Source organism: Streptomyces sp. WAC03905, from assembly GCF_057371075.1.
In genome coordinates this window covers 4755221-4779163 of sequence record NZ_JBXYDZ010000003.1, presented here as the reverse complement: position 1 = coordinate 4779163, position 23943 = coordinate 4755221, and the positions used below count along the sequence as shown (strand labels likewise).

The 23943-nt window shown below is 71.8% G+C and carries 19 protein-coding genes, 1 tRNA gene and 1 riboswitch; of the genes, 6 read left to right on the top strand and 14 right to left on the bottom strand.

The window, feature by feature from the left end:
- Nucleotides 1-92: 92 nt before the first annotated feature.
- Both AC2RP6_RS24105 and AC2RP6_RS24100 read right to left on the bottom strand, forming a co-directional pair.
- Nucleotides 93-941, bottom strand: a complete 849-nt coding sequence (locus AC2RP6_RS24105; protein ID WP_486448084.1) for a Bax inhibitor-1/YccA family protein — start codon at nucleotides 939-941, stop codon at nucleotides 93-95.
- Nucleotides 942-1110: 169 nt separating this feature from the next.
- Nucleotides 1111-1192, bottom strand: a tRNA-Leu gene (locus tag AC2RP6_RS24100).
- 464 nt (nucleotides 1193-1656) lie between these two features.
- Between AC2RP6_RS24100 and AC2RP6_RS24095 the strand changes: the two genes are divergently transcribed.
- Both AC2RP6_RS24095 and AC2RP6_RS24090 read left to right on the top strand, forming a co-directional pair.
- Nucleotides 1657-2421, top strand: coding sequence for an ABC transporter ATP-binding protein (locus tag AC2RP6_RS24095; protein ID WP_486450427.1), 765 nt, complete (start codon nucleotides 1657-1659; stop codon nucleotides 2419-2421).
- Between the two features lie 58 nt (nucleotides 2422-2479).
- Nucleotides 2480-5032, top strand: a complete 2553-nt coding sequence (locus AC2RP6_RS24090; protein WP_486448083.1) for an ABC transporter permease — start codon at nucleotides 2480-2482, stop codon at nucleotides 5030-5032.
- A gap of 85 nt (nucleotides 5033-5117) precedes the next feature.
- On the opposite strand, the gene AC2RP6_RS24085 is transcribed toward AC2RP6_RS24090, so the two are convergent.
- Together AC2RP6_RS24085 and AC2RP6_RS24080 are read right to left on the bottom strand one after the other, a co-directional pair.
- Entirely contained in the window at nucleotides 5118-6521 is a 1404-nt protein-coding gene (locus AC2RP6_RS24085; RefSeq protein ID WP_486448082.1) for a class I SAM-dependent methyltransferase, read from the bottom strand.
- A gap of 147 nt (nucleotides 6522-6668) precedes the next feature.
- Nucleotides 6669-8054: an NAD(P)/FAD-dependent oxidoreductase gene (locus tag AC2RP6_RS24080; RefSeq protein ID WP_486448081.1), complete on the bottom strand. Its 1386-nt coding sequence runs from the start codon at nucleotides 8052-8054 to the stop codon at nucleotides 6669-6671.
- Nucleotides 8055-8662: 608 nt separating this feature from the next.
- Between AC2RP6_RS24080 and AC2RP6_RS24075 the strand changes: the two genes are divergently transcribed.
- Nucleotides 8663-8935, top strand: coding sequence for a type II toxin-antitoxin system Phd/YefM family antitoxin (locus AC2RP6_RS24075; RefSeq protein ID WP_486448080.1), 273 nt, complete (start codon nucleotides 8663-8665; stop codon nucleotides 8933-8935).
- Nucleotides 8932-9201 (top strand): type II toxin-antitoxin system RelE family toxin, encoded by a 270-nt coding sequence (locus AC2RP6_RS24070; protein ID WP_486448079.1) that lies wholly within the window; start codon nucleotides 8932-8934, stop codon nucleotides 9199-9201. Before AC2RP6_RS24075 ends, AC2RP6_RS24070 begins: the two co-directional genes overlap by 4 nt.
- 66 nt (nucleotides 9202-9267) lie before the next feature.
- On the opposite strand, the gene AC2RP6_RS24065 is transcribed toward AC2RP6_RS24070, so the two are convergent.
- From AC2RP6_RS24065 to AC2RP6_RS24035, 7 genes are all read right to left on the bottom strand, one after another.
- Nucleotides 9268-10239, bottom strand: coding sequence for a Ppx/GppA phosphatase family protein (locus tag AC2RP6_RS24065; RefSeq protein ID WP_486448078.1), 972 nt, complete (start codon nucleotides 10237-10239; stop codon nucleotides 9268-9270).
- On the bottom strand, nucleotides 10236-10778 hold the full coding sequence (locus AC2RP6_RS24060) for a DUF501 domain-containing protein (protein WP_486448077.1): 543 nt from the start codon (nucleotides 10776-10778) through the stop codon (nucleotides 10236-10238). Before AC2RP6_RS24060 ends, AC2RP6_RS24065 begins: the two co-directional genes overlap by 4 nt.
- 83 nt (nucleotides 10779-10861) lie before the next feature.
- Nucleotides 10862-11350 (bottom strand): FtsB family cell division protein, encoded by a 489-nt coding sequence (locus AC2RP6_RS24055; protein ID WP_486448076.1) that lies wholly within the window; start codon nucleotides 11348-11350, stop codon nucleotides 10862-10864.
- An 89-nt stretch (nucleotides 11351-11439) separates the two neighbouring features.
- Nucleotides 11440-12720, bottom strand: coding sequence for a phosphopyruvate hydratase (gene eno, locus AC2RP6_RS24050; protein ID WP_150257719.1), 1281 nt, complete (start codon nucleotides 12718-12720; stop codon nucleotides 11440-11442).
- A 278-nt stretch (nucleotides 12721-12998) separates the two neighbouring features.
- Nucleotides 12999-13703, bottom strand: coding sequence for a transglycosylase family protein (locus AC2RP6_RS24045; RefSeq protein WP_486448075.1), 705 nt, complete (start codon nucleotides 13701-13703; stop codon nucleotides 12999-13001).
- Nucleotides 13704-13706: 3 nt separating this feature from the next.
- A riboswitch (cyclic di-AMP (ydaO/yuaA leader) is annotated at nucleotides 13707-13877 on the bottom strand.
- A gap of 280 nt (nucleotides 13878-14157) precedes the next feature.
- A complete protein-coding gene (locus AC2RP6_RS24040) occupies nucleotides 14158-15225 on the bottom strand; it encodes a transglycosylase family protein (protein WP_486448074.1) in 1068 nt (355 codons plus the stop codon).
- A gap of 70 nt (nucleotides 15226-15295) precedes the next feature.
- On the bottom strand, nucleotides 15296-16591 hold the full coding sequence (locus AC2RP6_RS24035) for a cytochrome P450 family protein (protein WP_486448073.1): 1296 nt from the start codon (nucleotides 16589-16591) through the stop codon (nucleotides 15296-15298).
- A 180-nt stretch (nucleotides 16592-16771) separates the two neighbouring features.
- Between AC2RP6_RS24035 and AC2RP6_RS24030 the strand changes: the two genes are divergently transcribed.
- A complete protein-coding gene (locus AC2RP6_RS24030; protein ID WP_486448072.1) occupies nucleotides 16772-17956 on the top strand; it encodes a globin domain-containing protein in 1185 nt (394 codons plus the stop codon).
- Nucleotides 17957-17959: 3 nt separating this feature from the next.
- Here the strand turns inward: AC2RP6_RS24030 and AC2RP6_RS24025 are convergent, their stop codons facing one another.
- Nucleotides 17960-19027 (bottom strand): nucleoside triphosphate pyrophosphohydrolase, encoded by a 1068-nt coding sequence (locus AC2RP6_RS24025; protein WP_486448071.1) that lies wholly within the window; start codon nucleotides 19025-19027, stop codon nucleotides 17960-17962.
- Between the two features lie 28 nt (nucleotides 19028-19055).
- A complete protein-coding gene (locus AC2RP6_RS24020; RefSeq protein WP_486448070.1) occupies nucleotides 19056-19676 on the bottom strand; it encodes a SurA N-terminal domain-containing protein in 621 nt (206 codons plus the stop codon).
- 193 nt (nucleotides 19677-19869) lie between these two features.
- Between AC2RP6_RS24020 and AC2RP6_RS24015 the strand changes: the two genes are divergently transcribed.
- Entirely contained in the window at nucleotides 19870-22218 is a 2349-nt protein-coding gene (locus AC2RP6_RS24015; RefSeq protein ID WP_486448069.1) for a YfhO family protein, read from the top strand.
- A 168-nt stretch (nucleotides 22219-22386) separates the two neighbouring features.
- Here AC2RP6_RS24015 and AC2RP6_RS24010 read toward each other — a convergent pair whose 3' ends face one another.
- The gene (locus AC2RP6_RS24010; protein ID WP_486450426.1) at nucleotides 22387-23922 is read right to left on the bottom strand and encodes a protein kinase domain-containing protein; all 1536 of its coding nucleotides are present in this window, start codon (nucleotides 23920-23922) and stop codon (nucleotides 22387-22389) included.
- Nucleotides 23923-23943 lie beyond the last annotated feature (21 nt).

The window sequence follows — 23943 nt, the reverse complement described above, 5'->3', positions numbered from 1 at the left end:
TCTACGCGCGGAAGGCCCCGCGAGCGGTGTGCTCGCGGGGCCTTTCCCGTGCTGCCTGCGGGCCGGGCGGGCCGGGAGGCCCGCCGGTCCTGCTAGTCGTCGCCCGAGAGGATCTGGAAGATGCGCAGCATCTCGATGTAGATCCACACCAGGGTCATGGTGAGGCCGAAGGCCGCCAGCCAGGCCTCTTCGCGCGGGGCGCCGTACGTCACGCCGTCCTCGACCTGCTTGAAGTCGAGGGCGAGGAAGCAGGCGCCGAGGATGACGCCGATGGCGCCGAACAGCAGGCCGAGGCCGCCGCTGCGGAAGCCGAGGCCGTCACCGCCGCCGAAGACCGCGAACAGCGTGTTCGCGAGCATGAGGAGGATGAAGCCGAGGGCCGCGGCCATCACGAAGCCGTAGAAGCGGCGGGTGACGCGGATCCAGCCCATCTTGTACGAGAAGAGCACGGCGGCGAAGACGCACATCGTGCCCATCACGGCCTGGATGACCACGCCGGCACCGAAGTAGGTGCTGGTGGCCGCGCTGATCACGCCGAGGAACACGCCCTCGAACGCCGCGTAGGCCAGGATCAGACCCGGGGCGGCCTTCTGCTTGAACGACTGGATCATCGCGAAGACGAACGCCACCAGGGCGGCGCCGATGCCGATCGCGTACGACTTGTTCAGGTTGGCCGGGTCGACGGGCAGCAGCACCCAGGACAGGGTGGCCGTCACGATGAGCGTGCCGAGCGTCATGGCCGTACGGCTCACGACGTCGTCCATGGTCATCGCGTTGGTGCGCGCCGGCGCCTGCGGCATACCCGTGGTCGGGTCGGTCGCGTACGGGTTCGTCGCGTACGGGTTGGTCCCGGCCTGCTGGTGCTGCGCGTCAAAGCCCGCGTAGCCACCGTTGTCGCGGCTGAACCCCCGTCGCGAGAAGACCGGGTTACTGCTCCTCATCTCACTCCTCCGTGGCCACCGAGCGCGGCCTTGCAACAAGAGTAATGCGCTCGCAAAGAAAGCACCCTACTGCTGGAGGAGGATCTTAGGAGAAGGCATGGCGAAGCGCAGGGGATAAACGAGGGAGCCTCGCCGCCGCCGCGAGGACGACCTCGCCAGAGCTGCGGAGTGCCCGGAGCCGGACTTGAACCGGCACGGCCCGAAGGCCAGCGAGGTTTAAGCTCGCCGTGTCTGCATTCCACCATCCGGGCAGGGCGTGGCGGCCCCCGTGGAAAAAGCCTTGAACGCTGTGCCGAGCCTATCCGCAAGAGACTCGCCGCCGATCGGCCGCCTATCCGATGTTGTCTGATTTTATTGGCGCTTGAGGGTCCGTCAGGCCCCAGAATGCACGGTCGGCCCGTTCTGGACGTCGATCACCACGTGTACGGGAATGACGGGATTTCGATGGCCCGCGCCACCCCTCGCGCCACCCTCCGCGCCACCCCCGGCCACCCCCGGCCGCACCCGGTGCCCCCTCGCGCCACCGCCCGCCGACCAGGGCGCACGTCATCTCCGGCCGGAGATCCTGTCATACCAGAGGAGGAGGCGCGCCCGCCCGCCGTCAGTCTCGAGTGGGCCCGGGAACAGGCACGGCGGCTGATCCGCGGCGGGTAAGGGCGCGGTGAAGATGGAGGAGTCCCCGCACAACAGACCGAGGAGCCGTCCCGTGACCACCATGAACTACGCCCCGCACACCGCCCAGGCCGTGGCCGCCCGCGCCACCGGCCTCTCCAAGGTGTACGGCCAGGGCGAGACCCAGGTGGTCGCCCTGGACAACGTCTCCGTGGACTTCGGCCAGGGACAGTTCACCGCGATCATGGGCCCCTCGGGCTCCGGCAAGTCCACCCTGATGCACTGCGTCGCCGGCCTCGACACCTTCTCCGCGGGCTCGGTCCGCATCGGTGACACCGAGCTGGGCTCCCTGAAGGACAAGCAGCTCACGCAGCTGCGCCGGGACAAGATCGGCTTCATCTTCCAGGCCTTCAACCTGCTGCCCACGCTGACGGCCCTGGAGAACATCACGCTCCCCATGGACATCGCGGGCCGCAAGCCCGACAAGCAGTGGCTCGACACCGTCGTGGACATGGTCGGCCTCTCCGGCCGCCTCGGCCACCGGCCCACGCAGCTCTCCGGCGGCCAGCAGCAGCGCGTGGCGGTCGCCCGTGCCCTGGCCTCCCGCCCCGAGATCATCTTCGGTGACGAGCCGACCGGAAACCTGGACTCCCGCTCGGGCGCCGAGGTCCTCGGCTTCCTGCGCAACTCCGTCCGCGAGCTCGGCCAGACCGTGGTGATGGTCACCCACGACCCCGTCGCCGCCTCCTACGCGGACCGCGTCATCTTCCTCGCCGACGGCCGGATCGTCGACGAGATGCTCAGCCCCACCGCCGACGGCGTGCTGGACCGCATGAAGGCCTTCGACGCCAAGGGCCGCACCAGCTGATCCCGGGTCCCGCCCCGGCCCTTCCTCCAGACTTCCAGCCCCAGGACTGAGATCCCCCATGTTCCGTACCGCCCTGCGCAACGTCCTCGCGCACAAGGCCCGGCTGCTGATGACGGTGCTCGCCGTCACCCTCGGCGTCGCCTTCGTATCCGGCACCCTCGTCTTCACCGACACCCTCAAGAAGTCCCTCTCCGGCCAGTCCGCCAAGAGCTACGACGGCGTCGCCGTCTCGATCACCTCCTACGGCCAGGGCCGCAACGACGAGGGCGAGAAGGAGGGCGACCCCGGCCTCGGCCAGCAGACCGTCGACAGGATCAAGGCGCTCCCGGGCGTCGACTCCGTCTCCGGCCGCGTCTCCGGCTTCGCCGGCGTCGGCGACGAGAACGGCAAGCTGATCGGCTCCGGCTGGTCGAACCAGGGCGCCAACTTCACGCCCGTCAAGGACGGCAAGGACGCGCGCTACGCCTTCGTCCAGGGCGCGGGCCCGGCCAAGGCCGACGAGGTCGCCCTCGACAGGGCCACCGCCGACAAGGGCGGTTACAAGGTCGGCGACAAGGTCCGCGTCGCCACCAACGGCCCGGTCAAGGAGTACTCCCTCGCCGGCGTCTTCACCACCGAGGACGGCGCCGTCCAGGCCGGCGGCAGCCTGGTGCTGTTCGAGACCAAGGTCGCCCAGGAGCTCTACCTCAAGCCCGGCTACTTCCAGGAGCTCTCGGTCGCCGCGAAGAGCGGCACCTCCCCCGAGAAGCTGCTCGCCGACATCAAGCCGCTGCTCGACAGCAAGATGACCAAGGCGCAGACCGGCGCGGCGCTCGCCGCGGAGCAGGCCAAGCAGATCGAGAAAGGCCTCGGCAACCTCAGCACGATGCTGCTCGTCTTCGCCGGCATCTCGCTCTTCGTCGGCATCTTCCTGATCTACAACACCTTCACGATGCTGGTCACCCAGCGCACGAAGGAGCTGGCCCTGCTGCGCGCCGTCGGCGCCAACCGCGGCCAGGTCATGCGCTCCGTGCTCACCGAGGCCCTCGTCGTCGGCTTCCTGTCGGCCGCCGCCGGCCTGCTCGGCGGCATCGGCCTGGCGATCGGGATCCGCTCCGTCATCGGCTCCCTCGGCGCCAAGCTCCCGGGCGGCGCTCCGGTGATCGCCCCGGGCACCGTCATCGCCGCGCTCGTCATCGGTGTCGTCGTCACCACGGTCGCCGCCCTGCTGCCGGCCTGGCGCACCGGCCGGATCGCCCCGGTCGCCGCCATGGGCAGCGCCCACCTGCCGGCCACCTCGAAGTCGCTGCTCATCCGCAACGTCCTCGGCTCGGTCATCAGCCTCGGCGGCATCGGTCTGGTCTTCCTGGGCGTGTCCCAGGGCGGCGACACGGGTCGCATGACCATGGGCGGCGGCGCCTTCTTCATGCTGATCGGCATGATCGTGCTGCTGCCGCTGCTCTCGCAGCCGGTCATCGGCGCCGTCCGCCCGCTGCTGCAGAAGCTGTTCGGCGTCCCCGGCAAGCTGGCCGCCCAGAACGCCGTCCGCAACCCGCGGCGCACCGCCGTCACGGCCGCCTCCCTGGCGATCGGCCTGACCCTCGTCACCACGCTGTCCGTGCTCGGCATCACCGTCGGCAAGGTCGTCGACCGCATGAGCACCGAGAAGCTCAAGGCCGACTACCGGGTCTCCATGTCCTCCGACGCGGGCAGCCTCGACAAGTCCGTGGCCGAGACGCTCGCCACGGCCCCCGGCATCAAGGCCGTCTCCCCGCAGTCGGCCGGCTACTTCCTGGTGGACGGGGACTTCCGGGCCGCGTCGGGCGTCAACCCGGCCACCATCGGCCAGCTCCTCAACATCGAGGTGCTGAGCGGCTCGCTCGACAGCCTCGCCCAGGGCGACGTCGCGGTCGCCGAGAAGACCGCCACGAAGCAGAAGTTCACCGTCGGCACCACGCTCAAGCTGAAGTACGACGACGGCAAGGAAGCGTCGGTGAAGATCGGCGCGATCTACAAGGACATGGAGGGGCTGCTCTCCCCCTACGTCATCGACGACAAGATCCTCACCGCCCACAGCGAGGACCTGTACATCCCCGAGGTGTACGTCAACGTCGACGGCGGGGACTCCAAGGCGGCCCAGCAGAAGGTCGTCGACGCCCTCGGCAAGAACCCCGCCATCAACGTCGCCACCCAGCAGGACATGCGCAACGAGATGGGCGGCATGATCAACACGATGCTGAACATCATGTACGGCCTGCTCGGCATGGCGCTGGTCATCTCGGTGCTCGGCGTGGTCAACACCCTGGCCATGTCCGTCTTCGAGCGGACGCAGGAGATCGGCATGCTGCGGGCCATCGGCCTCGACCGCAGCCGGGTCAAGAACATGATCCGCCTCGAAGCCGTGGTCATCTCCCTCTTCGGGGCCGTCCTGGGTGTCGCCATCGGCATCTTCCTCGCCTGGGCCGTCGGCTCCACCCTGGCGAAGTCCATGCCCAGCTACGAGCTGATCCTCCCGTGGGACCGGATCGGGATCTTCCTCCTGCTGGCCGCCGTGGTCGGCGTCCTGGCCGCCATGTGGCCGGCCCGCAGCGCCGCCCGCCTGAACATGCTGACCGCCATCAAGACCGAGTAGGAACCGCACGCGGAACGGCGGCGGACACGGAAGGGCCCCGGGGCGACATGCCCCGGGGCCCTTCCCGTCGTGCGCGCAGGAACGATTAGGCGGGCGTCCCCCGGTCCGGCTGCCCGCCCCACGTGCGCAGCCGCAGGGGCAGCCCCGAGTCCCCGCGGCCCGCGGAGCGCACCGCGAGCACCTGGTTGACCCCGAGGCGCCCCCGTTCGAAGCCGAGGGCGGAGGCGGCCATGTAGAGCTGCCAGACCCGGACGCGGCCGGGCGAGGTGAGGGCCACGGCCTCGTGCCAGTGCGCCTCCAGGCGGGCCACCCAGGCCCGCAGGGTCAGGGCGTAGTGCTCGCGCAGCGCCTCCACGTCGCGGACCTCGAAACCGGCCCGTTCCAGTTCGCCGACCGTGGTGCCGACCGGCGAGAGCTCGCCGTCGGGGAAGACGTACGCGTCGATGAACGCGTCCACCCGGTAGGCCGTTTCGTCGGCCTCCGGCGGCCGGGCGATCTGGTGGTTGAGCAGCAGGCCGCCGGGGCGCAGCAGGGAGTGCAGGGTGCGGGCGTAGTCGCGGTAGCGGTCGGCCCCGACGTGTTCGGCCATCCCGATGGAGGAAATGGCGTCGTAGGGGCCGTCCTTGACGTCCCGGTAGTCCTGGACGCGGATCTCGACCAGATCGGCCAGCCCCTCGTCCGCGGCCTTCTTGCGGGCGTACACGGCCTGTTCGCGCGAGAGCGTGACGCCGGTGACGCGGGCGCCGTACTCGCGGGCCGCGTGCAGGGCCATGGAACCCCAGCCGCAGCCGACGTCGAGGAGCCGGTCCCCGGGCTTCAGGGCGAGCTTGCGGCAGACCAGGTCGAGCTTGTCGTACTGGGCCTGCTCCAGGGTCGCGCCCGGGGTCCAGTAGGCGCAGGAGTACACCATCGACGGGCCGAGGACCCGCTCGTAGAAGTCGTTGCCGACGTCGTAGTGGTGGCTGATGGCCTGCCGGTCGCGGCCCCTGGTGTGCCGCGGGCCGCCGCGCCGGGCCGCCTCCTCCGCGGGCGGCGGTGGCGCCGGCAGGGGGCGGGCCAGGGTGAGGAGGTCCCGTACGGCGCTCCGCGCGTCGGCGTCGCGCAGCAGCGCGGCGGTGCCGGCGGCGGCGTCCGCGGCGGTCGCGGCGCGTCGGGGCAGGAGCGTGCGCAGGGCGGCCCGGCGGGGCGAGAGGGGGGTGGGAGCGGGGCCGGGCGCCCGGTCCCGCTCCCAGAGCAGACCGGAGATCCGGTCCAGCAGGTCGAAGAGGTCGCCGTCGACGGTGAGGTCACCGGCCACCCAGGCCCGGGCCAGGCCCAGTTCGCCGGGCTTCCACAGGATCCGGCGCAGGGCGCGGCGGCCCCGGACGACGAGGACGGGGCCGTCGGGCGGCCCGGCCTCGCTCCCGTCCCATGCGCGGATGCGCACGGGCAGGGGGCCGCCCAGCAGGGTCTCGGCAAGAGCGGCCAGCCGCGGAGCGGCGTCGGTCATGGCGCACCTCCACAAAGTTCCGACCCCTCCGTCTACCCATCCGGGGCCCCGGGTACGCCGAAGGGGCCGCCCGCACCACGGATGGCGGGCGGCCCCTTCGGGGTCGTACCTTCTACCGGCCCAAGGGGCCTGGTTCCCGACGCAGGGTCAGGAGGCCTTGGCCTTCTCGGCCGGGGCGGCGGCGACGGCCGGGGCCGGCGCCGGCTTGGCGGCCTCGTAGAACTCCTCGCGCGGGGTCTCCAGCGCACCGAGGGAGACGACCTCACGCTTGAGGAACATCGCGAGGGTCCAGTCGGCGAAGACGCGGATCTTGCGGTTCCAGGTCGGCATGGCCATGCCGTGGTAGCCACGGTGCATGTACCAGGCGAGCCGGCCCTTGAGCTTGATCTTCGTCTTGCCCATGACGATCATCGCGACGCCCTTGTGGAGGCCGAGGCCCGCCACCGCACCCTTGTTGGAGTGCGAGTACTCGGCCTGCGGGAAGCCCCGCATGCCCGAGATGACGTTGTCGCCGAGTACCTTGGCCTGGCGCAGCGCGTGCTGGGCGTTCGGCGGGCACCAGGCGTTCTCGACGCCGGCCTTGCGGGCGGCCACGTCCGGGACCTGGGCGTTGTCGCCGGCGGTCCAGATGTAGTCCGTGCCCGTGACCTGGAGGGTCGGCTGGGCGTCCACGTGGCCGCGGGGGCCCAGCGGCAGGCCGTAGCGGGCCAGGACCGGGTTGGGCTTGACGCCGGCGGTCCAGACGATGGTGTTGGAGTCGACCTCGAGGCCGTTCTTCAGCACCACGTGGCCGTCCACGCAGGAGTCCATGGAGGTGCTGAGGTAGATCTCGATGCCGCGGGACTCGAGGTGCTCCTTGCCCCAGGTGCCGAGCTTGGGCCCGACCTCGGGGAGGATCTTGTCGGCCGCGTCGACCAGGATGAAGCGCATGTCCTCGCGCTTGATCGTGGAGTAGTACTTCGCGGCGTCGCGGGCCATGTCCTCGACCTCGCCGATCGTCTCGGCACCGGCGAAGCCGCCGCCGACGAAGACGAAGGTGAGGGCCTTGCGGCGGACGTTCTCGTCCGTCGTGGACTCGGCCTTGTCGAGCTGCTCGAGGACGTGGTTGCGCAGGCCGATGCCCTCCTCGACACCCTTCATACCGATGCCCTGTTCGGCGAGGCCGGGGATCGGGAAGGTGCGGGAGACGGCGCCGAGCGCGATCACCAGGTAGTCGAAGGGCAGCTCGTACGCCTCGCCGACCAGCGGCGTGACGAGGGCGACCTTGCGGTCCTGGTCGATGCTGGTGACCCGGCCGGTGAGAACCTCAGCCTTGGGCAGCACGCGTCGCAGCGGGACGACGACGTGCCGAGGCGAGATGCTGCCTGCGGCCACTTCGGGGAGGAAGGGCTGGTAGGTCATGTACGAGCGCGGGTCGACGACCGTGACGGTCGCCTCGCCGTAGCGCATCTTCTTCATGATGCGCTTGGCTGCGTACAGGCCTACGTACCCACCTCCTACAACGAGGATCCTGGGACGCTCCGTGGTGCTCATGAGAACGAGTATCCAGCACCCAATGGGGTGTTGCTCGTGAGCCCCTTCACAAGGAGTCGGGAGGCCTCTGCTACACTCCGCCGCCCACGTGACGGACGTCATGACGCGCGCCGGGAACCAAGGGGTGGCGGGAGTCGTTGTTCACCCGTCCTGAACTGGCCTCCAAGGCCGAAACCGGAGTAGACCACCGGGTTCGTGGATACCTACCGACCCCAGTCGCCGGCCTCCGCGAATCGCACGAACACCCCGCGCGGTAGCCCCGGTGCACCCCTGGCACGGCCCGATGCGGGCCTCCGGTGCGCCATCAGGCAACTTTTCCTTGTGAAGAACTTCACGAACCTGGTCGGCGGCGCGGGGTCCAAGGCCCCCTCACGGGCCCTCCGAAGGTACCGAAACGGGCACGGCACCCCACCGTTCATCCGTCCCGGGCGTGCTGCGTGTGCGATCCACCGGGTCGGACCCCGCGATGACCTTTCATCCCGTGGCCAGGACGGCGAGCGCGTCATCCTCGTCGTCAAGGGGGGCGATGCCGTCCAGCATTCTCCCTTGAACCCATACCGGGTCGGCGCGGCATCACACGTGTACACAGACGCGCGTACACTTGATTCATGAGTGCGAACGCTGTGACCGTGCGCGAAGCCCGCGCCCACCTTGCGGACCACATCAACCGGGCCGAACAGGGCGCCCCGACGATCATCACCCGCAACGGTGCCCCAGTGGCCGCCCTTGTTCCGATCGCCGATTTCAACGCGCTGGAAGACGCGGCCGACGAAATGCTGGCGCGCGAGGCAGAGGCCGTGCTCGCCGAGGGCGGACCGACCGTGACCATGGCCGAGCTCCTCGCCGACCTGTTCAGCGAACGAGGTGACGGCGCGGCGTGAAGTACGCGTTCCGGTTCACCACCGCTGCGCAACGGCAGCTCCGGGCGCTCGACAAACCGGCCGCCATGCGGATCCTCGCCGCCCTGACCGCGCTGGGAGAGGACCCCTTCCGCGAGGACGCCGACATCAAGAAGCTCACCGGCCCCTCCGGCCTCTACAGGCTCCGGGTCGGTGGCTACCGGATCGCCTACCAGGTGCTGGACGGCGAGCTCGTCATCCTCGTCGTCAAGGTCGGGGACCGCCGCGACGTCTACCGCACCATCTGAAAGCCGAACACGGCAGCGGCGCTCCGGTGAACTCACCGGAGCGCCACCGTTCAGCCGTGCAGCGGCTCAAGACCGCTGCTTGTCCGTCTCGACCTCTTCTGCGGTCTTCCAGGCGATGCCGTCGAGGATGTCGTGCTCGGACACGACGACCTCCTGGGCGCCGGTGCGCTCCATGATGGCCAGCAGGACCAGCGCGCCCGCGCCGATCACGTCCACCCGGCCGGGGTGCATGACGGGGATCGCCGCGCGCTCGGCGTGCGTGGCCGTCAGCATCCGCTCGGTGATCGCGCGGACCTGCTCGTAGGAGATCCGGGAGTGGTGGATCTCCGCCGACCGGTACTCGGGCAGCCCGAGGGCGATCCCGGCGATGGTGGTCACCGAGCCCGCCAGGCCGACCAGGGTGCGGGCCTCGGCCAGCGGGACCGTCTCGGCCGCCAGGTCCAGCGCGGCCTCGATGTCGGCGCGGACGGCGGCGACCTGCTCCTCGGTCGGCGGGTCGGTGACGACGCCGTCCACCACCAGGTGGCGCTCGGTCATCCGGACGCAGCCCACGTCCACGGAGCGGGCGGCCCGTACGCGGTCGTCGCCGACCACGAACTCGGTGGAACCGCCGCCGATGTCCACGACCAGGAACGGCCGCTCCAGGTGCTCGTGCGCGGTCAGCTCCTTGGTGGCTCCGGTGAAGGAGAACTCCGCCTCCTGGTCGCCGGAGATGACCTCGGGCTCGACGCCCAGGATCTCCACGACGCCGCGGACGAAGTCCTCGCGGTTCTCGGCGTCGCGGGAGGCGGACGTCGCCACGAAGCGCACCCGCTCGGCGCCGAACTCCTCGATGACCGCCGCGTACTCGCGGCAGGCGGCGAAGGTGCGCTCCAGCGCCTCCGGGGCCAGGCGCCCGGTCTTGTCGACGCCCTGGCCGAGCCGGACGACGATCATCCGCCGGTCCAGTTCGGTCAGCTCGCCCGTGGCGGGGTCGCAGTCCGCCACGAGCAGCCGGATGGAGTTCGTACCGCAGTCGATGCCCGCGACCCGGGTCACGCGGACTCCTCCGCCTTCTTCTCGCCGCACGGGGTGACGCAGGCACCCTTGGCCCACCACTCGGGCAGCATCGCGAGGGCCTCGTCACCGAACGGGTTCACGCCGGGGCCGGCGGCCAGGGAGTGGCCGACGAGCACGTGCAGGCACTTGACCCGGTCCGGCATGCCACCGGCGCTCGGGAAGCCCTGGAGCACTTCGATGGCGTCGCGGCGGCGGATGTAGTCCTCGTGCGCGGCCCGGTAGGCGGCGGCGAGTTCCGGGTCCTCGGCGAGCCGGGCCTGCATCTCCTTCATCACGCCGTTGGCCTCCAGCGTGCCGATGGCGGAGGCCGCGCGCGGGCACGTCAGGTAGTACAGCGTCGGGAAGGGGGTGCCGTCGGGGAGCCGCGGCGCGGTCTCCACCACGTCGGGCTGCCCGCAGGGGCAGCGGTGCGCGATGGCGCGCAGCCCGCGCGGCGGGCGGCCGAGCTGCTGCTCGAACGCCTCGATGTCCGCGTCGGTCGGCTCGGTCCGGTCGGTCTGGGGCGGGGGCGTCTGCATGCCTGGAGGAAGTCTCTTCGTTCTCGTGGATGGGTGCTGCGGTACTGCGGTACCGGATGCCCGGGGCTCCGGTGCCGGCGTGCTCAGTCGCCGGGGCGGTCGGCCTTGTCGACGCCGTCCCAGACGTTGGAGTACCAGGGGCGGTCCGAGCCGGCCTGGCCGGTCCGGTGCGGCTCCGGGGGCCGGGCCCCGGGGTCGCTCATGATGTAGCCGACCTCCCCCGGGCGCAGGAAGTGCAGGTGCTTGCGCGCCTGCTGTTCCGCGTAGGCGTCGTCCTGCCAGCGGGCCTTCTCGTCGCGGAGCCGCTCCAGGCGCTCCCGCGCCGTCGCGGCGGCCCGCTGCTGCTCCGCGATCTCCGAGCGCTGGGACACGTACTGGCGCATCGGATACGCGAGGGCGACCACCAGCGTACAGAGGACGAGCACCAGGAGCGCGGCCCTGCCGGTGAGGCGGCTGCGGCGCACCTGCCGGCGCGACTGCGAGCGGTAGACGTGGGCCGCGGTCCGCTCACCGAGCTGCTTGAGCCGCGTGGCCGTGGAGAAGGTGGAGAACCGATCCCGGTTCCCGGCCATTGGTCCGCCTCCCCTAGGTACGCACTACGCAATACGTCCCCGCACACGGTACGGGACCGAGTGCGGGGACGTACGGAGGCAGAGCGTGATTAGCCCTTGAAGCGCGGGAAGGCGCTGCGGCCCGCGTACACCGCGGCGTCGTCGAGGATCTCCTCGATGCGCAGCAGCTGGTTGTACTTGGCGACGCGGTCCGAGCGGGCCGGGGCGCCGGTCTTGATCTGACCGCAGTTCACGGCGACGGCGAGGTCGGCGATGGTGACGTCCTCGGTCTCGCCGGAGCGGTGCGACATCATGCACTTGAAGCCGTTGCGCTGGGCCATCTCGACGGCGTCGAGGGTCTCGGTCAGCGAACCGATCTGGTTCACCTTCACGAGCAGGGCGTTCGCGGAGCCCTCCTCGATGCCGCGGGCCAGGCGCTCCGGGTTGGTGACGAACAGGTCGTCACCGACGATCTGGACCTTGGAGCCGAGGCGGTCGGTGATGGTCTTCCAGCCGTCCCAGTCGTCCTCGAACAGCGGGTCCTCGATGGAGACCAGCGGGTACGCCTCGACGAGCTCGGCGTAGTAGTCCGTCATCTCGGCGGCCGAGCGGGACTTGCCCTCGAACTCGTACTGGCCGTCCTTGTAGAACTCGGACGCGGCGACGTCGAGCGCGAGCGCGATGTCCGTGCCCGGGGTGTAGCCGGCCTGCTTGATGGCCTCGATGATGAGGTCGAGCGCGGCGCGGTTGGACTCCAGGTTCGGGGCGAAGCCGCCCTCGTCACCGAGACCGGTGGACAGGCCCTTGGTGTGCAGGACCTTCTTGAGGGTGTGGTAGACCTCGGCACCCCAGCGCAGCGCCTCGGAGAAGGACTCCGCGCCGATCGGGGCGATCATGAACTCCTGGATGTCGACGTTGGAGTCGGCGTGCGACCCACCGTTGAGGATGTTCATCATCGGAACGGGCAGCAGGTGCGCGTTCGGACCGCCGAGGTAGCGGAAGAGGGGGAGGTCGGAGGCCTCGGACGCGGCGTGCGCAACGGCGAGGGAGACGCCGAGGATGGCGTTGGCGCCGAGCGAGCCCTTGTTGTCGGTGGCGTCCAGGTCGAACATGGCCTGGTCGATCAGGCGCTGCTCGGTGGCGTCGTAGCCGACGAGCTCCGGGCCGATCTGCTCGATGACGGCGAGGACGGCCTTCTCGACACCCTTGCCCATGTAACGGTTGGGGTCACCGTCACGGAGCTCGATGGCCTCGAAGGCACCGGTGGAGGCGCCGGACGGAACGGCAGCACGGCCGGTGCTGCCGTCGTCGAGGCCCACCTCGACCTCGACCGTGGGGTTGCCTCGGGAGTCCAGGATTTCCCGGGCTACGACGACGTCGATGGACGGCACGAGCATCTCCTTCTGGGATGTGACGCTGGGTGTGCGGTGGCGTCAGGCCGTGGGATGGCCTGGCCGACTAGAGCCTAACCGGATCCGGGCACTCGCCCTGCCGACCGCCCGGGTCCTGGGACGAAAAAGGGCCCGAATACCCCTCTTCCCGGACATAGGACCCCGGGTGACGGGGGTTCCGCTGCCGCACACACCGCCGCCCGGCGCGTGGGGGGAAGGGCGCCGGGCGGTGGGAATTCTGCGCGTTGCGTACGCTTTTGCGGCTATTGCCGCAGCGGTCAGCTGAGCTTCAGCTTCTGACCCGGGAAGATCAGGTCGGCGTCCGAGACGATGTCCTTGTTCAGCTCGAACAGCTGCTGCCAGCCGCCCTTGACGCCGTTGGCCTCGGCGATGGTGCCCAGGGTGTCGCCGGCCTTCACCTCGTACGAGCCGTTGCCGGTCTTCGGCGCGGCCGGGGCCTCGGTGCGCTCGGAGCGGGTGACCGGGGCCTCGGCGCGCTTGGTCTCCTTCTTCGGCGCGGCCTTGGTCTCGGTCTTCTTGGTCTCGGTCTTCTTCGGCTCGGCCTTCGGCTTCGTGGAAGCCGGGGTCTCGGAGGAGCCGCCGGTGTACGAGGAGTTCGACAGGCCCTTGCCGCAGTGCGGCCAGGCGCCCTTGCCCTGCTTCTTCAGGACCTTCTCGGCCACGGCTATCTGCTGCGCCTTCGAGGCCTGGTTGGCCTGCGCGGCGTACGACTTGCCGCCGAACGACGCCCACGTGGAGGACGAGAACTGCAGGCCGCCGTAGTAGCCGTTGCCCGTGTTGATGGCCCAGTTGCCACCGGACTCGCACTGCGCGACCTTGTCCCACTCGGACGCGGTGGCGGCACTGGCGGCGCCCGCGGTCATCAGGGGGGCGGCGACGGCCACACCGGCGACACCTGCGAGCGTGACGATGCGGACGGCCTTGGAGCCGCGACGGTGCTTGCCCTTGCCGGAAAGCAGCATGAGGTTTCTCCTCACCGACGCCTACGAGGTGAGCTGTCGGGTTCGGGCCCGTGAGTGCCCGGCGGTGCGACCTAGCGCACCGCTTAACCCCAAGCCGCTGCACGACCGTCTCTCAACGGCCGCTCGCGGCACCTACCTTGGGTCCCCCGCTCCTGCCTTCGGCGCTTTACGCGACGACTGTTCCCCCCGTCCGCCGGCAGGACTCGGCGATGCGGTCGAAGGAGCTCGCGGTGGCGAGCGATTCAGAAGGTAGACACAGCTCTCCCCGATGTTCAACGAGGAACATCGGGGAGAAAGGGCCCCTACTTGCGCTCTCCGCAGGGGTGTTTGCGCAGGTGAGACCGGGGTTTGCGGAAGCCCCCGGGCGGGACACGCCAGTTGACCGGAAGAGACACATGTCTCACTTGCCGAAAACAGACAATCAAGGTCTTTCCGGGCGAACCAACTGTCCTTATTACGTGGTTAGATCCAGGTTCTGCCCGGGCTTGATCAGGTCGGCGTCCTCACCGATGACCTGCTCGTTGGCCGCATAGAGGCCGCTCCAGCCGCCCTTCACGCCCTTGGCAACCGCGATGGTCGCCAGGCTGTCGCCCGCCTGCACCGTGTAGACGGGGTCCGACACGGCGTCAGACGGGGCGCTCTCCTCGGGGGAGGGCGCACCGCGGTGCTTGCCGTTGCCCTCGACGGGTGTGGCGCCCGGGGCCTCCGGGGTCTCCGGGGTCGCCGGGGTCGTCGGTGCCACGGGGGCGGTCGGGTCGGACGGGGACGGGCTCGGGGTGACCGGCGGGGTCGTGGGCGTCGTCGGAGCCGTCGGGTCGGCCGGGTCCGACGGGAGGACCGGGGCCGTCGGGTCGGTGGGGCCGACCGGCGGGGTCGTCGGGTCGGTCGGGACGACCGGGGTGCCCGGGTCGGCCGGAGGCGTCGTCGGGACGTCGGGCGCGGGCATGACGGGCAGCCCGAGGGACGGCGCGTCGGGGATCAGGAAGGGGGTGCCCGAGGGGCTCGGGGTCTCCTCGGTCGACAGCCCGAAGTCGGTCGCCGGCTTGCCGCCCTTGGTGGACGGAACCGCGTCGTCCGGCCGGGACGGGGCGGGGCCCACCGCGGTGGGGCTGCCGGGCAGACCGGGGTCGACGACCGCGGCCGGACCCTGCTGGTCGAGCCCGGCGGAGGCCGCGCACAGCGGCCAGGCCTGCGGCCCCTGCGAGGCCAGCACGCGCTCGGCCACCGCTATCTGCTGCGAGCGGCTCGCGAGGTCGGCCCGCTCCGCGAAGTCCAGACCGCCGGCGTTCTGCCACTGCTCCTGGGTGAACTGGAGGCCGCCGTAGGCGCCACTGCCGAAGTTGGCGCTCCACGAGCCGCCGCTCTCGCACTCGGCCACCTTGTCCCAGGTGGTGGTTTCGGCAGCGGTGGCGCTGGTGGCGGCGAGCAGCGGCATGGCCAGCGCAGAGCCAGTGACTCCGGCTGTGACGACCAGCGCGGGGACCTGGCGGGGGCGTCTGTGACGGCCGTTCCCGGAGAGCATGAGGGATCACCTTTCGCATAACAGCGGGGTAACGGCAGAACCTAGCGGCCTTCGAACGATTGTCACAAGTTCAAGCAGGATCTGACTTTTCATCAGATCCCGCGCAAGTGTTTTGAACCGTGAAGCGAACGGGAAGAGTACGAAGCCCTCGCATGATCAACCCCCCACGCCAGCGCAGCTCTTGGGGCGGAACGGCGAGTTCCAGGTCAGGCAGGCGCGTCAGCAGGGTCGCGAGCGCGGTCTGTCCTTCGAGCCGGGCCAGCGGTGCGCCCAGGCAGTAGTGGATGCCGTGCCCGTATCCGAGGTGCTGGTTGTCGGTCCTGGAGAGGTCGAGGGTGTCCGGGTCGGCGAACCGCTCGGGGTCCCGGTCGGCGGCCGCGAGGACGACCAGGACCGGGTCGCCGGTCTCGACGCGCTCGCCGCCGAGGGTCAGCGGCTCGGTGGCGAACCGCCACGTCGCCAGCTCCACGGGGCCGTCGTAGCGCAGGAGTTCCTCGACACCGGTGGACAGCAGCTCGTTCTCCCCCGCGGCCAGGGAGGCCTGCAGGCGCTCGCGCTGGACGGGGTTCATGAAGAGGGAGTGGACGCCGTTGCCGATGAGGTTGACGGTCGTCTCGAAGCCGGCGAAGAGCAGGATGAAGGCCATCGCGGTGGCCTCGCCCTCCGTCAGATGGTCGCCGTGGTCGCTCGCGCGGATCAGGTCGGAGATCAGGTCGTCGCCCAGATCATCCCTTTTGCGATGGATGAGCTCACCGAGGTAGGTGCGCATCTGCTTCACCGACCGGGCGACCCCGCCCCGCGGACCGCCGCCGTGGCGGATCATCATCCCGGCCCAGTCGCGGAAGTCGTCCTGGTCCTCACGCGGTACGCCGAGCATCTCGCAGATGGCGTAGATGGGGAGCGGGAACGCGAACTCGTGGATGAGGTCCGCCTCCCCCCTCCCCGCGAAGGCGTCGATCAGGTGGTCGGTGAGCGCCTGCACCCGCGGGGTGAACTCCGCGACCCTGCGCGGGGTGAACGCCTTCGACACCAGGCGCCGCAGCCGGGTGTGGTCCGGCGGGTCGATGTTCAGCAGGTGGGTCATCAGCTCCGCCTTGCGCTCCCCCGGGATGCCGGTCTTGCCCTTGGCGTGCGCGGGCTCCGCGTGGTGCGCCGGATTCTTGCTGAGCCGCTGGTCGGCGAGGGCCTGACGGGCGTCCGCGTAACGGGTGACGAGCCAGGCCTCGACGCCGCTCGGGAGCTTCGTGCGGTGCACCGGGGAGTGCTCCCGCAGCCATGCGTAGGCCGGGTAGGGGTCGGTCGCGAACTCCCACGTGAAGAGTTCGGGCGCCGCGCCGCCGGAGGGAGTGGACGACTGATCGTGCATGCCGACGACAGTAGCCGCCGCGCACCGGCGGCCCGGTACGGGCCGCGGCCCGCCGGCCCGTCATCCCATATGACTGCTTCGTCGAGGCTGTCCGCAGATCGGACGACGCTTGACCTCGCCCCGTCCGGCACTCCTACTTTCGGTCGTGTGGATGTGAGGATCTTGAAAAGCAGTTTCGCGGTGGTCGAGCGACGGGCCGAGCACGCCGTCAAGTTCTTCTACTCGCACCTGTTCTGGCACAACCCCGGCATCCGCGACCTCTTCCCGGGCTCCGCCGAGGACATGGAACGCCAGCGGGACCGGCTCTTCGCCGCGCTCACCCACCTCGTCTCCCGTCTCGACGACGAGACCCTCGGCCCCTATCTGCGCGACCTGGGGCGCGACCACCGCAAGTTCCTGGTCCGTCCCGAGCACTACGCCGTCGTCGGCTCCAGCCTGCTCGCCGCGCTCGCCGCCACCTCCGGCGAAGCCTGGACCCCGCAGGTCGAGAAGGCCTGGACGGAGGCGTACCAGGTGATCGCCGACGCCATGCTCGCCGGGGCCGACGCGAGCGAGGACCCGCCGTGGTGGGACGCGGAGGTCGTCCGGCACCTGCAGTACGGTCAGGACATCGGCGTGCTCACCCTGCGGCCGCACGCCCCCTTCCCCTATCTCCCCGGCCAGTACACGAGTGTGAGCAGCGACCGCGTCCCGCGGATCTGGCGCACCTACTCCATCGGCAACGCCCCCCGCCCCGACGGCACCCTCGACCTGCACGTCAGCCGGATCGACCGGGGGCGGCTCAGCACCGCCCTCGTCGTCGACACCCGGCCCGGCGACGTCCTGCGCCTCGGCGCCGCCGGCGGGCAGCTGACCCTCCGCCGCTCCGACCGCCCGGTCAGCCTGATCGCCGCCGGCACCGGCTGGGCACCGATCCGGGCCATGCTGGAGGACCTCGCGGACCGGCCACCCGATCAGGACGTACGGCTCTTCGTGGTGGCCCGGGACTGCGCGCACCTGTACGACCGGCCGCTCATCGACGCCTTCGGCAGCTCCTGCGGCTGGCTCGACGTCACCTACATCACGCCCGCCCCGGGGCGGCCCCGCAACGAGGCCACCGAGCGGCTCGCGACCGCGCTGAGCAACCGGGGGCTGTGGCCCGACCAGGACGTCTACCTCAGCGGGCCGGCGCCGTTCATCGACGAGACGGCGCTGCTCCTGGCCGAGCTCGGCGCCCGCCCGGGGCACCTCTTCCACGACTCCGTACCCGTCCCGGCCGCCGGCCACGGGCCGGGCGGCCGCCCGCTGGGCTTCGCCGAGTGGCTGCTGAACCGCCCGGCCCCGCACTGGCACGACCCCTCGGCCCGAGCCCCGAGGGAGTACTGACGGCTACTCCGGGACCGCCGCGACTCCCTCGGCCGCCCGGATCGCGTCCCGGTAGACGCGGGCCGCCGCGCGCAGCGCGGTCTCCGGGTCGACGCCCTCCGCCTCGGCGCGCGCGGCCAGTTCCAGCAGCTCGTAGCCGATGCCCTCGCCGCGGGGCAGCTCGACGGCCACCCCGCCCGCGCGGGCCCGGCCCGCGAGCTTGGCCGCGAGCGCCAGGCCCGGCTGGCCCACCGGGACGCCGTCGGTGACGGACTCCCGCCGCTTCTCGACCGCCTTGGTGCGCTGCCAGTGCGCGTGGACGTCCTCCGGGGTCTCGGCGTGCGCGTCGCCGAAGACGTGCGGGTGCCGGTGGATCAGCTTCCGCACCAGGGCTCCGGCCACGTCGTCGATGGAGAAGGCCCCGAGGCGCTCCTCGTCACCGTCGGCGTCGCCGTCGCCTTCGCCTTCGCCTTCGTCCCCGTCCTCGGGGCCGGGGATCCCCTCCTCGGCGATCCGGGCGTGGAAGACCACCTGGAGCAGGACGTCGCCGAGTTCCTCGCGCAGCTCCTCCCGGTCGCCGTCCTCGATGGCCTCGACGAGTTCGTACGCCTCCTCGATGGCGTACTTGGCCAGGCCGCGGTGGGTCTGCCGGGAGGTCCACGGGCATTCGCGGCGGACCCGGTCCATCACCTGCACCAGGTCGAGCAGGCGCGCGCCCGGCAGGTCGTACGAACCCGGCAGCAGTTCCAGGTCGGGCATGGCGACCCGGCCCGAGCCGGCCAGCCGGGCCAGGCCGTCGGTGAGCCGCTGGTCGCCCTCGCCGGCCGGGAGCACCACGACCGTCCGGCCGCCGGCGCAGGCCTCGACCAGCTCGTGCGCGTCGGGGACCGAGGACTCGACCTCGACGCCCGCCTCCCGCAGGTACGGCAGCTGCGGGTGGCCGGGGTCGGCGCACAGTACCCGGTCCGCGGCGTGCAGGGTCTGCCACGCCGGCCAGGACAGCACCCCGGGCGCGACCCGGTGGCTGGTGGTCAGCAGGACGATCCGGCCGGTGGGCTCGGGCGCGGCGGTGGGCTGGGAGTGGTCGGTCACCCTCCGAACCTACCCCCGCCGCGGGACGTCAGGCTCCGGCGGGGGCCTGCTCGGGACGCGTGCGCTGGGTGATCCAGGGGGTCTCCACCGGGCCGAGGCCGACCTGCTGGGCGTCCCACGCCCCGTACCGGGGGTTCACCTCGATGTGGAGGGCCTTCGACGCCTTGGCGAGCGGCTCGATGATCTTGTCCTCGCCGTAGCGCTCGCTCAGCTTGCCGAGCAGCAGCTGGAAGCGCACCTCCTCGTCGATCTGCCCGGCGGCGAGCGGGACCCGCCCCTGGAGGGCCGCCTGCTCCAGCGCCGCCGCGCCCCGGCCGCCCTCCTGGGCCGCGCGGGCCTCCTCGATCTCCTTGGTCGTGACCGAGATGCCCGCGTCCTGCGCGGCCCGCTCCAGCACCCGCAGCTGGATCATCTTGCCGAGCTTGATCCGGTCCAGCTGCGGGGTGTTGGAGATGAGCGTCGCCGCGTGCTCGGACCGGTTCTGCGCGGCGCGGACGTCGTTGACCTGGGCCTGGAGCGCGGAGGTGGTGATCCGTTCACCGCCGACGACGGCCGCGGTGCCGGGCCGGGTCTCGCCCGAGCAGGCGGACAGCAGGGGCGCCGCCACGAGCAGGGCGGCGGAGACGGAGAGCGCAGTGCGACGGTGCAAAGGAGCCTCCAGGGCCGGGAGATTGTGCGTCGATGCACAAGGGCCGTGCGGTGATCGATGGTATGCAGTAAGGGTGGCCCGGGCCACCGCTTCGACCAACGATTCACGGGGTGTCCGGGGTACGTGTCTGTTCGTGTCGCGGTCACTCCGCGGCCACTCCCGCGTCCCCCGGTCCTGCCAGGGTCGGCCCACCATGTCGACACCGCACCGCTCGCCGCGCCGCCGCAGTCTGTCCGGTTCGGCGCTGGCCGCCCTGCTCACGGCGGTGGCCGTGTGCGCCGGGGACGCCGCCGCCCGGGTCTTCCCGTACGGACCGCGCCACCGCAGCGTCAACGACCTCGGCAACCAGTTCGTACCCTTCCACGCGCACCTGTGGGACCTCCTGCACGGCCGTGCGCAGGGCGGGCTGCTGTTCAACTGGCAGTCCGGATACGGCACGAGCTTCCTGCCCGACCTCGGCACCTACCTGGCCGGCCCGTTCTCGGTCCTCGTCGCCCTCTTCCCGCGCGCCGACATCGACCTGGCCGTGTACGTGGTCACCGTGCTGAAGACGGCCGCCGCGGCGGCGGCCATGGCCTGGCTGCTGCGCACCCTGCACCGGGGGCCGTGGTGGGCGGCCGGTCTGCTCGCGGCCTCGTACGCGCTGTGCGGCTGGTCGGTGATCGAGGCCTCCTACAACCCGATGTGGCTGGACGGGCTGATCGCCTTCCCCCTCCTCTGCCTCACCGGCGAATGGGCCCTGCGGGGGCGGCGGGTGCTGCTCGCCCCGCCGGTCGTCGCCGTCTGCTGGACGGCGAACTTCTACACCGCCTACATGGCGACCCTGGGCGCCGCGCTGGTGCTGCTGGTACGGGTGGTGCTGACCCGGGACGGCGTCCGGACGCGGATCGCGGTGGTCGCGCGGGCGGCCGGCACCACCCTGCTGGGCATCGCGCTGGCGGCGCCGGTCCTGTGGCCGCTGTTCCTCAGCTCGGGGCAGGCCCACCCGGGGTGGGTCAAGGAGTTCCGGCCGGTGTCCTGGGCCGACCTCTTCGCCCGGCTGCTGCCGGGCACGTACTCCTTCTCCTCCCCGGCCGTCTTCGTCGGCACCGGCACGCTGCTGCTGGTCGCCGCGCTGCCCTTCCACCGGGCGGTGCCGGTGCGCGAACGGCTGGGGTGGACGGGGCTGACGGCGGCCGTCGTGCTCTCCCTTCAGTGGGGGCCGACCCATCTGGCCTGGCATGTGTTCGCCACCCCGAACGGCAGTCCCTACCGGCAGACCTTCGTCCTCGCCGGGATCGCCGTCATCGCCGCCTGGACGGCGGTGGAGCGGGGCCTGCCGCGGCCGCCGGCGCTGGCCGCGGGGGCGGGCGTCCTGGCGGCAGCCGCCCTGTGGGCGCACGGCAGCACGCTGACGACGCCATGGGGGTACGCGCTCTTCGCGGGCGGCCTCGCGGCGGCGGCCGCTGCCTGGTGGGCGCTCGGCAGGCGCCGCCCGGTCCTGCCCGCGGCCGGGCTGCTGGCGCTGGTCCTGCTCGCGCAGGCGGCGGCCACCATCGCCTTCGGCCACCGGGGCAAGCTCGGCGGGCTCGACGACTATCCGTCCTGGGGGCCGGCCCACACCGCGCGCGCCCGGGCCCTGGGCGCCGCCGAGGGCTGGCCGGCGTACCGCACCGATCCGAGCCGGCCCGCGCTGTCGGGCAACGACCCGCTGCTGCTGGGCGGGGAGGGCGGCTCGTACTACAGCAGCCACACGCCCGAGGTGTTCACCCGGACGATGGCCGCCCTCGGCGCCGGCTGGACCTCGCGCGGCCGCAACGTCCAGAGCATCGACAACCCGGTGACCGACGCCGTCTTCGCCGTCGGCGCCCGCCTGCGGCCGGACGGCTCGGTGCTGCGCGCCGAGGTGCCCCCGCTGGTGACGACCCGCCCGCCCGGCCCGCCCGTCTCCTACGGCGACTCGCCCTTCGCCAACCAGGAACTGCTGCTGGGCGCCCGCGTGTACGAGGATCCGCAGGCGCCCGGGGTGTGCCGCGCGGGCACCGAGGCCTACCTGTTCGCACCGGAGTACAACGCCACGGCCCGCCTCGCCGACGGCCCGGCCCTCCGTCTGAACGGCAACGCCCCCCGCAACCGGGCCGCCCTCCAGCCGCTGGGCGTCTCCCGCGGCGCCTCCTCGGCGCTGGTCTTCGACGCCGCCCCGCCCGCCCGCTGGACCCTGTCGTGCCTGGACCGCACCCGCCTGGACGCGGCGGTGGCCGCCCTTCGGGCCACGGCCGCGACCTCGGTCCGGGTCGGCTCCTCGGGCGTGCGGGCCGTGCTGCCCGCGGGCAGCACGGGGACGGCGGTCCTCTCCGTGCCCGCGATCGCCGGCTGGACCTGCAACGACCGGCCCGCCTCGGCGCACCTGGGGCTGGTCGCGGTCCCGCTGGCCCCCGGCACCACACGGGTCGACTGCTCCTTCCGCCCACCGGGCCTGCTGCCCGGACTGGCGGTCGCGGCACTGGCGCTGACGCTCCTGGCGGTCACCGCCGTCAGGAGCCGCGGGACCGGCCCGCCCTAGGTCCTGTCGTCAAAGTGGCGCCGGTCAGGCCCGCGGTGTCCGGTGCCGTGCATCGCAAGGCGGAGGCGCGCCCGAGTACTGGACGTACGTGGGCGCCCCGACAACGCGGCGAGGTGCGGTGCCGGGCGCCGCGGGCCAGGTGCAACTTTGACGACAGGGCCTAGTCCGTCAGCGGACCTGGCTCAGCCACTGCAGGGTGCGGCGGATCTCCGACGGGAAGGGGTGGGTCGGGCCGTGCAGCCGCTCCGCGTCGAACAGCAGCCGGGCCAGGGTCTCGTGGGCCGCCGGCCGGTCCCCGAGGGACAGCAGCAGCTGCGCGATCCGGCGGCGGATCTCCAGCGGCAGGGTCTGGTCCGGGTTGGCGTAGCGGTTCTCGAAGTACGGGAGCAGCGAGCGGTACTCCGCCAGGGCCGCGGCGGGCTCGCCGAGCTGCTCCAGGCACTGCGCCGCCTCGTAGCGGAACCGCAGGGACTGCGGGTCGCCCACCGGGAACTCCTCGGCGAGGCGGCGCAGTTCGGGCAGAGCGCGGCGGTACTGGCCGTCGTCCATCAGCGTGGCTGCGTACTGCTTGCGCAGCGAGCGGACCACCGGTGAGTGCTCGCCGTGCTCGGCGGCCGCCGCGGGGAGGATCCCGCCGAGGATGTCGACGGCCTGCGTGAGCCGGCCCTGGTCCAGGAGCGTGCGGGCCTGGTCCACGGCGCCCGGGATGTCAGGCTTCTGCGGCGCCTGCACCGGCGCGGGGGTCCGCGTGGGCGTCGGCGCGGACGTGGGCGGCACGGGGGTGTCCGCCGGGGTGGTCGTCGGCGGGGCGGTCGGCCGCGGCGGGATCACCGCGGCCCGGTCCGGCCAGGGGGCCTGGGGGCGGACGAAGGGCCGGGTCGGGTCGAGCGGGCGGGCCGGGCCGCGGCCGTCGCGGGCCGGCAGCAGCGGGCTCAGGGCCTCGTATACCTCCTGCGCCGAGGACGGCCGGTCCTGCGGGTCCTTGGCGAGCAGGCGCATCAGGAGCGCCTCCAGCTCCTGCGGGACCTCCGGGCGCTGCGGGCGGACCGGGACGGGGGCCTCGTACAGGTGGCGGTGGAGCACGCCCAGGGCGGTGGACCCGGCGAAGGGAACGTTGCCGCTGAGCAGTTCGTACAGGAGCACGCCGAGCGCGTACAGGTCGGTGTACGGGCCCACGGCGCCGCTCATCGCCTGCTCGGGCGCCATGTACGCGGGGCTGCCGATCGGCGTGCCGGTGCTGGTGAGGCGGGTGGTGTCGGTGTCCATCACCGAGGCCACGCCGAGGTCGAGCACCAGGACGGTGCCGTCGGGGCGGACCATCACGTTGCGCGGCTTGAGGTCGCGGTGGACGATCGGCACGGCGTGCACGGCCGACAGCACCGAGCACAGCTGCGCGACGACCGCGACCGCCCACTGCCAGGGGTACGGGCCGTGGGCGGACACGTGCGCGGCGAGGTGGTCGGCGAGGTCGGAGCCCTCGACGTAGCCCATCACGAGGAACAGCTCGTCGCCGTCGCTGCCCGCGTCGTGGACGGTGACGAGCCCGGGGTGGTCCACCTGGGCCGTGACCCGGCATTCGCGCACGAAGCGGCGGCGCAGCTCCTCGGCGACGGTGCCGGGGCCGGCGACCTTGTCGGGGCGCAGCAGTTTGACGGCGACCCGCCGGTCCAGACGGCGGTCGTACGCCGTCCAGACCTGGCCCATGCCGCCCTGTCCGAGGATGCT

Coding starts and splice junctions, on each gene's coding strand:
- AC2RP6_RS24080 (WP_486448081.1), bottom strand. CDS start 8,054: ATGAGCACCACGGAGCGTCCCAGGATCCTCGTTGTAGGAGGTGGGTAC.
- AC2RP6_RS24090 (WP_486448083.1), top strand. CDS start 2,480: ATGTTCCGTACCGCCCTGCGCAACGTCCTCGCGCACAAGGCCCGGCTG.
- AC2RP6_RS24010 (WP_486450426.1), bottom strand. CDS start 23,922: ATGGGCCAGGTCTGGACGGCGTACGACCGCCGTCTGGACCGGCGGGTC.
- AC2RP6_RS24060 (WP_486448077.1), bottom strand. CDS start 10,778: ATGCAGACGCCCCCGCCCCAGACCGACCGGACCGAGCCGACCGACGCG.
- AC2RP6_RS24035 (WP_486448073.1), bottom strand. CDS start 16,591: ATGCACGATCAGTCGTCCACTCCCTCCGGCGGCGCGGCGCCCGAACTC.
- AC2RP6_RS24085 (WP_486448082.1), bottom strand. CDS start 6,521: ATGACCGACGCCGCTCCGCGGCTGGCCGCTCTTGCCGAGACCCTGCTG.
- AC2RP6_RS24040 (WP_486448074.1), bottom strand. CDS start 15,225: ATGCTCTCCGGGAACGGCCGTCACAGACGCCCCCGCCAGGTCCCCGCG.
- AC2RP6_RS24055 (WP_486448076.1), bottom strand. CDS start 11,350: ATGGCCGGGAACCGGGATCGGTTCTCCACCTTCTCCACGGCCACGCGG.
- AC2RP6_RS24105 (WP_486448084.1), bottom strand. CDS start 941: ATGAGGAGCAGTAACCCGGTCTTCTCGCGACGGGGGTTCAGCCGCGAC.
- AC2RP6_RS24015 (WP_486448069.1), top strand. CDS start 19,870: ATGTCGACACCGCACCGCTCGCCGCGCCGCCGCAGTCTGTCCGGTTCG.
- AC2RP6_RS24095 (WP_486450427.1), top strand. CDS start 1,657: ATGAACTACGCCCCGCACACCGCCCAGGCCGTGGCCGCCCGCGCCACC.
- AC2RP6_RS24075 (WP_486448080.1), top strand. CDS start 8,663: ATGAGTGCGAACGCTGTGACCGTGCGCGAAGCCCGCGCCCACCTTGCG.
- AC2RP6_RS24045 (WP_486448075.1), bottom strand. CDS start 13,703: ATGCTGCTTTCCGGCAAGGGCAAGCACCGTCGCGGCTCCAAGGCCGTC.